This is a genomic window from Avibacterium paragallinarum, from assembly GCF_011765605.1.
Lineage (GTDB): Bacteria > Pseudomonadota > Gammaproteobacteria > Enterobacterales > Pasteurellaceae > Avibacterium > Avibacterium paragallinarum.
In genome coordinates, this window is sequence record NZ_CP050316.1 from 1,781,911 (window position 1) to 1,796,266 (window position 14,356).

General features: G+C 38.8%; 12 protein-coding genes, 5 tRNA genes and 1 pseudogene. 5 read left to right on the forward strand and 13 right to left on the reverse strand.

Annotated elements, in window-relative coordinates:
* The first annotated feature begins 156 nt into the window (after positions 1-156).
* Together HBL79_RS08575 and dusA are read left to right on the forward strand one after the other, a co-directional pair.
* Positions 157-1,582, forward strand: a pseudogene (locus HBL79_RS08575) (chloride channel protein).
* Positions 1,582-2,580 (forward strand): tRNA dihydrouridine(20/20a) synthase DusA, encoded by a 999-nt coding sequence (gene dusA / locus HBL79_RS08580; RefSeq protein ID WP_035685543.1) that lies wholly within the window; start codon positions 1,582-1,584, stop codon positions 2,578-2,580. Before HBL79_RS08575 ends, dusA begins: the two are co-directional and overlap by 1 nt.
* A gap of 275 nt (positions 2,581-2,855) precedes the next feature.
* Here dusA and HBL79_RS08585 read toward each other — a convergent pair.
* Positions 2,856-2,932: transfer RNA gene (locus HBL79_RS08585), tRNA-Arg, on the reverse strand.
* A 26-nt stretch (positions 2,933-2,958) separates the two neighbouring features.
* Positions 2,959-3,035 (reverse strand) — tRNA-Pro (locus HBL79_RS08590).
* Positions 3,036-3,200: 165 nt separating this feature from the next.
* Here HBL79_RS08590 and folD point away from each other — a divergent pair.
* Both folD and folA read left to right on the forward strand, forming a co-directional pair.
* On the forward strand, positions 3,201-4,076 hold the full coding sequence (gene folD, locus HBL79_RS08595) for a bifunctional methylenetetrahydrofolate dehydrogenase/methenyltetrahydrofolate cyclohydrolase FolD (protein ID WP_017805372.1): 876 nt from the start codon (positions 3,201-3,203) through the stop codon (positions 4,074-4,076).
* A gap of 145 nt (positions 4,077-4,221) precedes the next feature.
* Positions 4,222-4,716 carry a type 3 dihydrofolate reductase gene (gene folA / locus HBL79_RS08600; protein ID WP_167316931.1) on the forward strand — a complete coding sequence of 165 codons (495 nt, stop codon included), beginning with the start codon at positions 4,222-4,224 and terminating at the stop codon, positions 4,714-4,716.
* Positions 4,717-4,745: 29 nt separating this feature from the next.
* Here folA and HBL79_RS08605 read toward each other — a convergent pair.
* The 6 genes from HBL79_RS08605 to eno all read right to left on the reverse strand — a co-directional run bounded on the left by HBL79_RS08605 (position 4,746) and on the right by eno (position 8,934).
* Positions 4,746-4,822, reverse strand: a tRNA-Arg gene (locus tag HBL79_RS08605).
* A 62-nt stretch (positions 4,823-4,884) separates the two neighbouring features.
* Positions 4,885-4,961: transfer RNA gene (locus tag HBL79_RS08610), tRNA-Arg, on the reverse strand.
* 10 nt (positions 4,962-4,971) lie between these two features.
* A tRNA-Ser gene (locus tag HBL79_RS08615) sits at positions 4,972-5,061 on the reverse strand.
* Between the two features lie 112 nt (positions 5,062-5,173).
* Positions 5,174-7,186 (reverse strand): DNA helicase Rep, encoded by a 2,013-nt coding sequence (rep, locus tag HBL79_RS08620; RefSeq protein WP_035685550.1) that lies wholly within the window; start codon positions 7,184-7,186, stop codon positions 5,174-5,176.
* 3 nt (positions 7,187-7,189) lie between these two features.
* Positions 7,190-7,405 carry a YceK/YidQ family lipoprotein gene (locus HBL79_RS08625; RefSeq protein WP_035685552.1) on the reverse strand — a complete coding sequence of 72 codons (216 nt, stop codon included), beginning with the start codon at positions 7,403-7,405 and terminating at the stop codon, positions 7,190-7,192.
* A gap of 227 nt (positions 7,406-7,632) precedes the next feature.
* Positions 7,633-8,934: a phosphopyruvate hydratase gene (gene eno / locus HBL79_RS08630; RefSeq protein WP_046097504.1), complete on the reverse strand. Its 1,302-nt coding sequence runs from the start codon at positions 8,932-8,934 to the stop codon at positions 7,633-7,635.
* A gap of 245 nt (positions 8,935-9,179) precedes the next feature.
* Between eno and HBL79_RS08635 the strand changes: the two genes are divergently transcribed.
* The gene (locus HBL79_RS08635; protein ID WP_046097505.1) at positions 9,180-10,004 is read left to right on the forward strand and encodes a helix-turn-helix domain-containing protein; all 825 of its coding nucleotides are present in this window, start codon (positions 9,180-9,182) and stop codon (positions 10,002-10,004) included.
* Here HBL79_RS08635 and HBL79_RS08640 read toward each other — a convergent pair.
* Genes HBL79_RS08640 through HBL79_RS08660 form a run of 5 tightly spaced genes read right to left on the reverse strand, consistent with a single transcriptional unit; the run spans position 9,983 to position 14,319 of the window.
* Positions 9,983-10,318, reverse strand: coding sequence for a PTS lactose/cellobiose transporter subunit IIA (locus tag HBL79_RS08640; RefSeq protein WP_035685558.1), 336 nt, complete (start codon positions 10,316-10,318; stop codon positions 9,983-9,985). The genes HBL79_RS08635 and HBL79_RS08640 overlap by 22 nt on opposite strands.
* A 14-nt stretch (positions 10,319-10,332) precedes the next feature.
* Positions 10,333-10,635 (reverse strand): PTS sugar transporter subunit IIB, encoded by a 303-nt coding sequence (locus HBL79_RS08645; RefSeq protein ID WP_017805365.1) that lies wholly within the window; start codon positions 10,633-10,635, stop codon positions 10,333-10,335.
* A gap of 26 nt (positions 10,636-10,661) precedes the next feature.
* Positions 10,662-12,125 (reverse strand): M17 family metallopeptidase, encoded by a 1,464-nt coding sequence (locus HBL79_RS08650; protein WP_233570696.1) that lies wholly within the window; start codon positions 12,123-12,125, stop codon positions 10,662-10,664.
* The gene (locus HBL79_RS08655; RefSeq protein ID WP_233570697.1) at positions 12,080-13,003 is read right to left on the reverse strand and encodes a glycosylasparaginase; all 924 of its coding nucleotides are present in this window, start codon (positions 13,001-13,003) and stop codon (positions 12,080-12,082) included. Before HBL79_RS08655 ends, HBL79_RS08650 begins: the two co-directional genes overlap by 46 nt.
* A 38-nt stretch (positions 13,004-13,041) precedes the next feature.
* Complete coding sequence (locus HBL79_RS08660) at positions 13,042-14,319, reverse strand: PTS sugar transporter subunit IIC (protein ID WP_035685564.1); 1,278 nt, start codon at positions 14,317-14,319, stop codon at positions 13,042-13,044.
* Between the last annotated feature and the right edge of the window lie 37 nt (positions 14,320-14,356).

Below are 14,356 nucleotides of genomic sequence, written 5' to 3' on the forward strand. Positions count from 1 at the left end.
ACCGATACAGTACAAATCGTTCGGTGAGGCAAAGTAACGCCACAGGAAAGTAAAGTGCGGTGTTTTTTATCCCTATTTTTCTTGCTTTCCCATACCTTGCAGAGAAAAATATTGCTATAATTTCGCCCAATTTAAACCTCATCAACAATTTCCACAATGTTAAAGCGATTTACCAATAAAATTCGTCATTTTATTCACCGAACTCTACGCCAAAGTTACCGTATTTCTCGCAAAACCCTTGAATTTTCTTGTTTATTAATGGGGGCGGCGTTGGTGTCGTTATTTTCTCTCGGTTTCGCGAAGCTGGCGGATCTCGGTTTGCATTGGAATGCCCTTTGGACAGCTAAACATCCCTATGCGGTGTGGGTGGTGCTGCCGTTGGGCTTAGCCTTTTTGGCTTGGGTAACTGCCAAATATACCCCTTATGTTTCGGGCAGTGGCATTCCTCAAGTTATCGCTTCCATTGATATGCCTTACAGTGCAAATAAAAGCAAACTCATCGCTTTTGGGCAAACCCTGTGGAAAATCCCACTCACTTTTTTGGCGATGCTGTTTGGAGCTTCCGTTGGACGGGAAGGGCCTTCGGTGCAAGTGGGGGGCAGCGGTGATGTATGCGTGGGGCAATGTTTGCCGTCGCCACGGCTTGGCATTCAAAGGGCTAAACGTCAATGAACTAATGGCAACAGGGGCGGCGGGAGGATTGGCTGCGGCGTTCAATGCCCCATTAGGCGGTGTAATTTTTGCCATTGAAGAACTCGGGCGGGGCATTTTATTACGCTGGGAACGTCGTGTATTGCTCGGCGTATTGGCTGCTGGATTTATTTTAGTTGCTATCGAAGGCAATAATCCTTATTTCCCCAATTATCACGGACAAACTTCCGTACCCTATATGTTTCTATGGGTGATCCTCTGCAGCGTAGTGAGCGGGGTGTTAGGCGGCGTTTTTGCGTGGTTACTCGCCAAAGGCGTTGCAGGCACCGCTCCAGCCAAAATGCGAGGTTGGATTCGCCGCCACCCTATTTACACGGCGTTTATTTTAGGCTTGATCCTTGCAGGACTTGGTACATTCACTCACGGACAAACTTACGGCACGGGTTACGAAGTCGTAACCAAAGCCCTTGATGATCAAACCGTTGCCTCAGAAGTTGGGATAAGTAAATTATTTGCTACGGTTGCCACTTATTGGACTGGCACAGCAGGCGGCATTTTCACTCCCGCACTCACTACTGGGGCGGGGATTGGTGTTCAAGTTTGGTCGCTTACGGGAGAAATTGTCGATCAACGCCTTTTAGTTTTGCTCTGTATGGCAGCATTTTTGGCGGGAGCAACCCAATCCCCTGTTACGGCAAGTGTGATCGTGATGGAAATGACTGCGAGTGAGCCTGTATTATTTTGACTCTTGATTTGTAGCCTTATCGCTTCTATTATTTCACGCCAATTTAACGCAAAACCGTTCTATCATTTTGCTGCGGGACGCTTCCGCCAACGTATCCAAGAGGAGGCGAAGCAACAAGAGGCCATAAAACAAGACGCAGTGAAACAAGAAGTAACAAAGCAAGCCGTACAAGAAGAAACCAAATAATGGAACACAAAAAACTCACTGAAAAACAACCGCACTTTTATCGTGGGCGGTTTTCTGTCGCCCCAATGCTCGATTGGACAACCCGCCATTGTCGCTATTTTCATCGCCAATTTACCCAGCACGCCTTACTTTATACGGAAATGGTCACCACAGGGGCGATCATTCACGCCAAATACGATCATTTAGAATTTGATCTGGCGGAAAATCCTGTGGCACTTCAGCTTGGCGGTAGCGATCCCGATCAGTTGCAACATTGTGCTAGGTTCACAGAGCAACGGGGCTATCAAGAAATTAATCTCAATGTAGGTTGCCCCTCTGATCGCGTACAAAATGGAATGTTTGGCGCGTGCCTAATGGCAAAAGCGGATTTAGTTGCTCAGTGTGTTGAACAAATGCAATCCGTGGTGGATATTCCCGTTACGGTGAAAACGCGTATTGGTATTGATGAGCTGGACAGCTACGAATTTCTGTGTGATTTTGTCGAAAAAGTGGCAAAAGCGGGCTGCCAAGAATTGATCGTTCACGCGCGCAAAGCGTGGCTCAGCGGTTTAAGCCCAAAAGAAAATCGCGAAATCCCGCCGCTTGATTATGAGCGGGTTTACCAACTGAAACGGGATTTTCCACAACTGTGGATTAGCATTAACGGTGGGATTAAAACCATTGAAGAAATGCAAGCTCATTTGAATTATGTAGACGGCGTAATGGTGGGGCGTGAAGCCTATCAGAACCCAAGTTTATTGGGTTACATTGACCAAGCCTTGTTTGATCCGCAAAACCCTATCGTCAGCCCAAGAGAAGCGGTGGAGAAAATGTTCCCTTATATTGAGCAACAACTTTCCCAAGGTGTACACCTGAACCACATCACCCGCCATATGCTTGGTGCATTTCAACACTGTAAAGGCGCACGCCAATGGCGAAGATACCTCAGTGAAAATGCCCATAAAGCAGGTGCAGGGATTGATGTTGTCGAACAGGCATTGGCGTTTATTCAAGAATAACGCTATCCTTACATTGCTTACAAATTTCAGCTGCCTGAATCAATTTATCCATATGGACAGTAAAAATAGTTTCTTCATTGTTACCAGTGGCTGTTTTGATAGTTCGGCTAGAGGCATCTACCCGACTTATTACAGCCTTTAATTGAGAAACATTCACTACATCATTTGGATCTAAGTCATTCGCAATAGAGTTAGTAGCATTCTCCAAAGTCTGCCTACCATAAGCAATGGCGTCGTTAGAAATAACTTTAGCAAAATCACCTAGGATAATGATATGGCACGCCCTATTGGATTCGAACCAATGACCTACGGCTTAGAAGGCCGTTGCTCTATCCAGCTGAGCTAAGGGCGCATTTCAAATGGATATTAAGATAAGAGTGGTCGGCGAGATAGGATTTGAACCTACGACCCACTGGTCCCAAACCAGTTGCGCTACCAAGCTGCGCTACTCGCCGAAATTTTCTGGGTATTATAGAAGGCTTTCTGAGTAAGTCAATGAGTTTTTTTTGAGGTTAGATTTAATTGTTTAAAATTATTCCAGTAAGACTTACATTAATATTTTTTTTTTGCGAAAATAGCAAACGTTTACATTCTTTTATATTAAAGGCAAAGGGGAAAAAATGACAGCTAAAATTATTTCAGGAGTAGAGTTATCTAAAAATATTAAATGTGAAATAACACGGAAAATTCAACAATATTTACGGCAAGGTAAACGAGCACCAGGTTTGGCCGTTATTTTGGTCGGTTCTGACCCCGCTTCTCAAATTTATGTTGAAAGTAAACGAAAAAACTGCGAAGAACTGGGAATGTATTCTAAATCTTATGATTTGCCACAAAATACCACAGAAAATGAGCTGCTTAACTTAATTGATGAATTAAATCATGATCCTTTGATTGATGGTATCTTAGTTCAACTTCCGCTACCTGAGCACATTAACAGTACATCTGTTATAGAACGTATATCTCCAGATAAAGATGTGGATGGTTTTCATCCCTATAATGTTGGGAGACTATGTCAACGCATACCTACATTACGGGCTTGTACCCCTTATGGAATTATAAAATTATTAGAATCCACAAAAATTGATTTTTATGGAAAACATGCTGTTATTGTTGGTGCCTCCAATATTGTTGGACGTCCAATGGCATTAGAACTATTGCTTGCTGGTTGCACCGTTACAGTAACTCATCGTTTTACACGAGATTTAGAATTTCATATCAAGCAAGCAGACATTCTCATTGTTGCGGTAGGTAAACCACAGTTTATTCCAGGAGATTGGATCAAAGAAGGAGCTATAGTAATAGACGTAGGCATAAACCGTATAGATGGAAAACTTGTAGGAGATATTGAATTTGAGAAAGCTAAGAATAAAGCAAGCTATATTACACCTGTACCTGGTGGTGTGGGGCCAATGACAGTTGCTATGCTAATGTTTAATACATTATATGCTTATGAAAAAAACAGCTCTAGCCATATTATAAAGATGCCTAAATAACATAAGAATACTTATTTTTTAAATTAGCTTGTTGTGATGCTCTTGTACCTCTTCCTATAAGAACTATCTAAGTATTAGTTTTTAGGGGCTGTATCACTATAACCTGTGGTATAGTATAACAAAACAACCTGTAGCAGAGATGAAAATGATCCTTAGCCTAATTGTTGCTATTACCAAAAATAATGTTATTGGAAAAGACAACCAAATGCCTTGGCATTTACCTGTGGATCTTGCTTGGTTTCGCAAAAATACACAAGGTAAACCAGTAATTATGGGGAGAAAAACTTTTGAAAGTATTGGTCATCCCCTCCCAAAACGGACGAATATCGTACTTTCTCGCTCCCCCTTTGAATATCAAGGTGTAATTTGGAAAGCAAGTTTTGAAAGTGCGGTGCTTTCAGTACAAGATTCCCCTGAAATTATGCTTCTAGGTGGCGGCGAATTATTCAAACAATATTTGCCACAAGCAGATAGACTTTATTTGACTGAAATTCAGACCGAAATTGATGGTGACACTTTTTTTCCGTGTATTGACTGGACGGAATGGAAAGTCATTCTTGATGAATATCATCCCGCAGATGAATGGAATATGTATGATTGCCGTTTTATGATTCTAGAAAAAATAAAAGTTAAGAGATAATAAGATTAACGATATTTGTATTGTTAAGATGGCACACCCGAAAGGATTCGAACCTTTGACCGCTCGGTTCGTAGCCGAGTACTCTATCCAGCTGAGCTACGGGTGCGTATTTGAATATTTAGTACCATTCATTTAATCATTTTAATCTTATTGTAGAGTTCAATAAGATGGCGCATCCGAGAGGATTCGAACCTCTGACCGCTCGGTTCGTAGCCGAGTACTCTATCCAGCTGAGCTACGGATGCCCTGAGTAAATGGCGGTGAGAGAGGGATTCGAACCCTCGATAGAGTTTCCCCTATACACCCTTAGCAGGGGTGCGCCTTCAGCCTCTCGGCCATCTCACCGCAATCGGTTTGTGGGCGGTATAATACGGATTGCCCCCACATAAGTCAAACAGTTTTTTGTAAAAAGTGCATTGTTTGAATGATTTCTCTACAATCTCAATCATTTTACCACTTAGCTGTTTAAAATCGAACGCAAATTGGCAATGTGACTTTTGGCTTTTTGTTGCTTTTCTTGTGTACTCAATGGAGGCTTGTCACGTTCCCATAGCACATCATCAGCGGGCAGTTCCTCAAGAAAGCGGCTGGGCGTTGGTTTAAAAACCTCGCCAAATTGTCGCCGCTCTTTGCATAATGAGAATGTGAGTGTTCGCTGTGCTCGTGTAATTCCCACATAAGCCAAGCGGCGTTCTTCCTCCACATTGTCTTCATCAATGCTAGTTTGATGTGGCAGGATATTTTCTTCCATTCCCACCAGAAAAACGTGCGGAAACTCTAGCCCTTTTGAGGCGTGTAAGGTCATTAGTTGTACCTGATCACTTTCATCGTCCTCTTCGCCACGCTCCAGCATATCCCGCAAGGTTAGGCGTGCTACTACTTGGTTTAAGGTCATCGACTCATTAAATTCATCGCCTTGCAACATTTCTGCCACCCATTGGAATAAGGTCGCCACATTTTTACTTTGTACTTCCGCCATTTTCGGTGATGTCGCTGTTTCATAGAGATATTCTTCATAATGCAGCTGGCTCAGCATTCGACGAAGTGCTTGCTCTGGCTCGGCTCGCTGGATTTCATCGGTTAATTCCACAATCCAACGGGCAAAATGCTGTAACGTGTCATAGGCTTTTGGCGTTACCCGTTGAATGAGTTCAAAATCAAAAATCGTTTCAAACAGGCTAATTTGTTTTTCCGCTGCTAGCGTACCCAATTTTTCCAGGGTAGCCGTGCCGATTTCCCGCTTCGGCGTGTTGATAATTCGTAGCAACGCCGCATCGTCATCTTGGTTCACCAACAGGCGGAGATACGCCATCATATCTTTAATTTCCGCTCTGGAGAAAAAAGACGTGCCGCCAGAAATTTTATAAGGAATGCGGTTTTGCATTAGCACTTTTTCAAATAAGCGAGATTGGTGATTACCGCGATATAAAATAGCATAATCACGATATTGCGTTTTTTGCATAAAGCGGTGGGCAATGAGTTCGCCGACCACCCGTTCGGCTTCGTGTTCTTCATTTTTTGCCTCAATGACTTGCAATTTTTCGCCATCGCCTAAGGCGGAAAATAATTTTTTCTCGAAAACGTGATCATTATTGGCGATTAAAATATTCGCACAATGCAAAATTCTCCCCGTGGAACGATAATTCTGTTCCAGTTTAATCACGCTTAAATGCGGGAAATCTTGTTTTAATCGTGCCATATTTTGCGGTTTCGCCCCTCGCCACGAGTAGATCGACTGATCATCATCACCCACGACGGTGAAACGTGCCTGCTCCCCCACCAATAGCTTAATCAATTCATATTGGCTGGTGTTGGTGTCTTGGTATTCGTCCACCAATAAATAGCGAATTTTTGCCTGCCATTTTGACCGCACTTCCATATTGTGGCGTAATAGCAAAGTTGGCAGCATAATTAAATCGTCAAAATCTAACGCATTATAGGCCCGCAGTTGCGTCGCATAGCGTTGATAGCATTCAGCAAAATCCCGTTCTTGCGGATCTTGTGCCGTTGCAATGGCTTGTGCGGGCAAAATCAAATCATTTTTCCAACGAGAGATACGCGTCATCAAGGCTTTGAGCAGGTCTTTATCTTCTGCCAAAATATCCGCTGTGAGTTCTTTCAATAACGCCATTTGATCGGAATCATCAAATAGCGTGATCGAGGCTTTCAAGCCTAAATGCTTATATTCCCGCTTCACCAAATCAAATCCCAGTGTATGGAAGGTGGAAATGGTTAAGCCGCGGCTTTGCTCTTTCCCGATAGACTGTGCCACGCGTTCTTTCATCTCCCGCGCGGCTTTATTGGTGAAGGTAACGGCGGCAATTTGCTTCGACAAATAACCGCACTTTTCAATTAAGTAGGCAATTTTATTGATGATAACCCGCGTTTTTCCCGAGCCTGCCCCCGCTAACACGAGGCAAGGCCCTGAAACATAATGGACGGCTTGTTGCTGTTGATCATTTAATTTCATAGTTTATTCTTTCGCCCAAACATAAGGTAATAATGCGGTATCTAACAAAAAAGACAGCGGTAAATCTAAGATCGGCACCCCCCATTTCTGTGCCATTTGCCAATCGTATTTTGTTCCCGCATAGCTTTCATAAGGTGAAGTGGGTGCAACCAATTTCACCAGTGTGCCACAACCTGAAAGCAAACAAAGTGCGGTCAAAATTAAGGCTATTTTTTTCATAATTAGTAGTTCAAAAACTTTAGATATTATAGAAAACGAGAAAAAGTAAATAAAATAAAAAATACTATTCAGAGATAACTCATCACGTAAAGGAATCAAAATAATCTGTTTTGTTATTATATTCAAGAATGATAGGGCAATGTGTGGAAAATAAAATTTACTTCAATATTTAGAATATTTTTAATCATAGTAAAAAGCCACCGATAAACGGTGGCTCAGTATAATAATTAGGCTTGACCTTTAACTGCTTTTAATCCTAAGAATGGTGCTTTGTCACCAAGTGCTTCTTCGATACGGATTAATTGGTTGTATTTCGCGATACGGTCAGAACGGCTCATTGAACCAGTTTTGATTTGACCTGCTGCTGTACCCACCGCCAAATCTGCGATAGTTGCATCTTCAGTTTCACCAGAACGGTGAGAGATTACTGCAGTATAACCTGCATCTTTCGCCATTTTGATTGCCGCTAAAGTTTCAGTTAATGAACCGATTTGATTGAATTTGATTAAGATTGAGTTTGCAATACCGCGTTCAATCCCTTCTTTTAAGATTTTGGTGTTAGTTACGAATAAATCATCACCCACTAATTGAACTTTGTCGCCTAACACTTTAGTTTGATAAGCGAAACCTTCCCAGTCTGATTCATCTTGACCATCTTCGATAGAAACGATTGGGTATTCTTTGCAAAGCGCTTCAAGGTAGTGTGTAAACTCTTGAGAAGTGAATGATTTGCCTTCACCTTTCATTTCGTACATACCGTTTTCTTTGTTGTAGAACTCAGATGACGCACAGTCCATTGCAAGGGTAACATCTTTACCTAATACATAGCCTGCTTTTTCTACTGCTTCTTTGATACAAGCAAGCGCTGCAGCGTTTGATTCTAGGTTTGGAGCGAAACCACCTTCATCGCCCACCGCAGTGCTTAAACCTTTAGATTTCAATACTTTAGCAAGATTGTGGAACACTTCAGCACCAATGCGTAGTGCTTCTTTTAATGTTTTCGCACCCACTGGTTGGATCATAAATTCTTGGATATCCACGTTGTTATCTGCGTGTTCACCACCGTTGATGATGTTCATCATTGGTAACGGCATTGAGTAAACACCCGGTGTGCCGTTAAGCTCAGCAATCCACGCGTAAAGTGGCAAGCCTTTAGAAGCGGCGGCTGCTTTTGCGTTCGCAAGAGAAACCGCTAAAATCGCGTTTGCACCGAATTTAGATTTGTTTTCCGTGCCGTCTAAGTCGATCATAATTTGGTCGATTTCAGCTTGATTAGTGGCATCTTTACCCACTAAAGCTTGTGCGATTGGGCCATTTACCGCTTCAACCGCTTTTAATACACCTTTACCTAAGAAACGAGATTTATCGCCATCGCGTAATTCTAACGCTTCGCGAGAACCTGTTGATGCACCAGATGGTGCAGCCGCAAGCCCTACGAAACCACCTTCAAGGTGAACTTCTGCTTCTACAGTTGGGTTACCGCGAGAGTCGATGATTTCACGACCAATAATTTTAACAATTTTTGCCATTTTAGTTTCCTTCTTACAAGTTAAGTCAAATTTCTCTCTATATTAAAGTGATTTTTAATTTTTGTCTTGTAAAAAATGATTTAAACTTGATCACAATTAAATTTTACTGATAGAACAGCCAACATTTATCACCCGATAATATTGTATGTTTATAATAAACCTGAGCATCTTAGAATTGCTCAACTTTGGAAGAAACCTTTCATCATCAATAATTTGAGATAAAAAATGCGATTGGATACGTAATAATGGAAATAAAGCTACATTCTAATGCAACGACAACCCCCAAGGTACGGAATTATATTCAGACATCCACAAAGTCAGATTCTGAACTTGCAGAACAGTTTAGTGTTTCATTACAAACAATTAGGAAATGGCGTAAACGTTCTTCTACTTTTGATCGGTCACATACTCCTCACACAGTTAATCGTAGATTAAGTTCTGAACAAGAAGCGTTAATTGTTTATTTGCGGATACGGCTAAATTTATCATTAGATGAATTGTTAAAAGCAACTCATTCCCTAATAAACCAGAAAATATCTAGAGCAGCTTTAGCTAGAAGTCTTCAAAAATTACAAATAAATCGGGTTAAAAAAACATTACTTCCGCAAAAAATAGGAGATACATTTTTAGACATTATTCCGTTACCTAAGTCCATATCAAAAAATAAAGAGTTTTTACTTATACTTGTAGAAAAGCTGACGGGGTTTATTAGTTTTGCTTGTTTAGATCAAAAACAAACAAGATTGGATGGCATTATCAATTATTATCAAAATATGCTTCCCTACCAGATAACTAGTATCGAGGGGCAAAAAATAACGTTAGTAGAAACTATCTGTAACAGACTATCCGTTCCTTATGTTTTCCAAAAAACTAATGAGCAATTATCTTTCTCTTTTCAGAAATTTGATCAAAATAAAGATTTTACAGAAATCTTATGCGGTACATTTACTGATGCTAGACTCGGCATAGATGCACTACTATTAATGTATGAAGATTACTTAAACGCTCATCTATCTAGAACAAGATTACAGAAAAAAACAGCAATATCTTATTTACAATTCAATGATTGATGAGAGATTTGTCGATAAACATCAATAAGTTCTTTTGCTAAATCAAAGAGTAATACTGCATTCATAATATGATCTTGAGCATGCACTAAAATAATCGTGGTGGGGAGTTCTCCCTCACCTTCATCTGCCGCAATTAGAGCCATTTGTTGCGAATGTGCCTGTAAAAGACTTTTTTCAGCTTGTGCTATTAAAGCTTCTGCCTCATCGAAAGTAAAAGATTTTGCTTTTTTGATAGCCTGCATTAATAGACTTCTACACTCCCCCGCATAACAAATAAGTTCCATTATTTGTGTTTCAGAAATTTTTTTATTCATTTTATTCTTTCCACTTAAAGTAATGATTGTGCCTGAGCAAGAATCTTTTCTCCATCCAACATTCCATAATCCATCATATTAATACAAGCTACTTTTTTATTAAATTGATGAGCTATATTTTGACACTCCTCTAGTTTATACGCTATTTGCGGTCCTAATAATGCACAATCAAATTCTTGAATTAATTCTTTGAAGTGCTGCATTCCATGGGCCTCAATTTGTAAGGATAATGACTTTTCTTTTGCAATCTTATTCATTTTCTTTACAACTAAACTAGTAGACATTCCCATATCACAAATTAATAATATTTTTTTCATTATGTTCTCCTTATAGTTTTATGTTATTAGCAACTCTCATTTTTCAAAAAGTGATATAATAAGGGTAGCGGATTACCATTAGCACAAATATTTTCATTATGATCTAAAGCAGTTCCACTAATATCTAGATGTAACCAAGGATACTGTTTCACAAATGAACTCAAAAAATAGGCAGCAGAAATACTAATTGCCGCATTATTTGGTGGCGTATTTGTTAAATCAGCTATCTTACTTTCAATTTGAGGCTTAAATGAATCATCGCAAGGTAATTGCCAAATTCGTTGTTTTGATTGTTCTGAAGCTTGCTTCATTTTGTGTACGAGTTCTTCATTATTACTCATCACTCCATTAATTTCATAACCTAATGTTTTTACGATAGCTCCTGTTAATGTTGCTACATCTATAATATAGGTTGGTTTTTGTTCTGTAGCATAACTTAATAAATCAGCTAGAATTAAACGCCCTTCCGCATCAGTATTAATTATTTCAATAAATTTCCCTGAATATGATTTAATAATATCTCCAGGTCGCATTGCATTATTACCTACAGTGTTTTCAGCAAACCCTAAAATAATAGTTATATTAATCGGTAATTGCATTTTTACTACAGAATCAAGTAACCCAATTAGCACTGCAGCACCACATACATCATATTTCATCGTTGCCATTTTTTCGCCTGATTTTAACCACAATCCACCAGTATCAAAGGTAATACCTTTCCCAACAAAGAGATAGCGATGATTATTATCAGGTATTCCGTTATAGCTTATCTTTATTAAATAAGAAGAGTGTTGACTCGCTTGTCCTACTGTATATAGCGCATCAAATCCGTATTGACATAAGGATTGATTATCTAAGATTTGAATATCTAACCTATTCTTTTTAGCATAATTTTCCAAATATTGAGAATAATATAGTGGTGTAGCTATGTTTGCAGGTAAATCAGCTAGCTTTCTCGCTTTAACCATTGCCTTTCCAATTATAAGAAATTCATCATTTAATCTTTTCCATAATTCAACTTGATCCTTAATTAATAATAAAAATTCGTGTTTTTGTGTTTCATTTTTATGTTTAAAACCAAGATCAGAAATATCATAAACAGAGTTATATAACGTCAATAATATATTTTCTGCTAATGCGATATCATCATTATTTTTGGGGTCAAATTCCGTTAAATCGAGAATGATATGATGAATGTTATTGATATAACGTTTTAAATCTTTCAAAGAATTCTTAAGAAAATAATACCGCTCTTGATAAAACGTTTTATCATTTTCAAAAAAGTAGTGATGAATTGATAATGGAATTGATGTATAAGTTGAAGAAATGAATAAATTAGGATATAAATGATTAAGGTTAGAAACGCTACTTTTCCAAGAAATAAATACACTATTTGGTGGTAAAGATAGTTGATCATCAATGATTTTTAATAAGCAATTAATCGTCATTTTAAATCCCCCACTAAGTTTAATTGATAATTTCTCATCCATTCATTATCAGCTGGCTCATAGAAAGTATGAGTATCTTTATTTTTAGCTAAAAAAACTGTAGGTTGAAGTTTATTATTTGTAGCAACAAATGAAAATGTGTCGATATTGCTTGCAACGCCAAAATTACCATCAATATCCATACATACAACAGATAAGTCTCCTGCCTTACCATATTTTTCCAATAAACGTAATTCTAACTCTGAAACTGTTATTTCCGCCGCTTTTTGAGGTGATATTCCAGCACGCATTTTACGGACAATTTCATAACTAGTGCAACCTTTCATTAGATCTTCTCCTAAACCTGTTGCGGTAGCTGCACCAACGTCAGAATCTGCATAAAATCCTGAGCCAGATAAGGGAGAATCTCCTACTCGCCCTTGGCGTTTCATAAACAACCCACTAGTGGAAGTACCTACACAAATATTTCCTTGTTGATCTAAAGCAATAATTCCTACAGTATCGTGTCCTGAATAGGGACTTAAACCACGTCCAATAGTTTGCTGATAGTATCTTTTATAGTAATGATAAGCTCTATCTGTCAGCATATTTTTCATTTCAAAGCCTTTATATTTAGCCCATCTTTCAGCTCCTTTTCCAACAAGGAAGTTATTAAAACGTTCGTGGCTTAAAGCTTCTGCAACTAAAATTGGGTTAGCGATATTTTTAATTCCTGCTACAGCACCAATAGCCAAAGACGAACCATCCATAAAAGCTGCGTCAAGTTCAACAATACCTTCTTCATTAGGTAACCCACCGTATCCTACCGACTTATAATATGGAAAATCTTCGACCGCCTTAATCGCATTGATAACAGATTGCCGAGCAGACCTTCCAATTTTTAATTGCTGACTTGACTCTCTAATGCCTTCTAAAGACATTCGCCAAGTTCCAATCATTCCCCAAATCGAACTCATTATTACCTCACATATTCTTTTTGTAGATATTGTGTATCAATAATTTTTAAAAATGGTAAATAAATCATTGCTCCAATAAGTAAGTTTAAAAGCTGTATTATTGCCCCAGAAATATGTCCCGTTACAATGAAACCACTGATACCTGCTGGTAAAGTCCAAGGGATATAAATACCGGTTGTTGTCGCAATCATATCTAATGACATTCCTACATATTGGACAGTCATCATTACCAATGGTACGAGATTGAATGGAATCAACATAATAGGATTGAGTATAACGGGTAAGCCAAATAAAACAGGTTCATTAATATTAAATATAGAAGATCCAATTGCTAATATAGACACTTTTTTACAATGCTGGCTTTTCGCAAAAATAATCATTGCTAAAACTAATGCTAATGTTGATCCAGAACCGCCCATAAAAATCATATCAAAAAATTGTTCTGTTACGATATGCGGAGGGGCAAGTCCATTTTGCATAGCTACTAGATTTTCTGCCTGATTTTCTAGCCAGAACGGACGTAAAATACCATTAACCATAGAACCAGAATTTATGCCTACAGACCAGAGAATATTAATACTGAAAACAGTCATAAACGCACCAAAATAAGAAGTGCCAAAATGTCTTATTGGCATAGCCAAAATTTGATAAATAAATTGATGGATCGTTTTATATTCTGTATTTGCGAATAAAAGACGAAGAGTTAATGCAATGCATAAAATAATTAATGCTGGAATTAATGCGGCAAATGATTGTTGAACCGCTGGCGGTACACCATCAGGCATTTTTATCCTAATATTGCGTTTCAATAGCCAAGCAAAAAGCTCAGTCCATATAATTCCACCTAACATAGCGATAAATAACCCTTTAGAGCCAATCCATTCTGTTGAAATTACGCTACCCACATTTTCTATACGAAGAAATGGTGTCAGTATTAAAAATGCCGACAAAGATAAAATACCGCTAGACATCTTATCAATGTTATAACGTTCCGCTAATCTATAAGCCACTAGAAAAGAAATAAACAATGCCATTGAAGAAAAAATCACATTAAATGGAATCTCAATAATTTCATCCCAATTTTCTCCGAAAATTTGGACCATAAATTGTTTATATGCTTCACTCGGGAATGAGCTAATTACTAATAATATAGAACCAACGATAATAAAAGGCATAAATGATATGTATGCATCCCTAATTGCTCCTAAATGCCGCTGTTGAGCGAGCTTACCAGCGAGTTGGATAAGAGATTGCTCCATATTTTTTGTAAAAGAATGCATAACTCCTCCTAACAGAAAGTAAAAGGTAACAACAAGA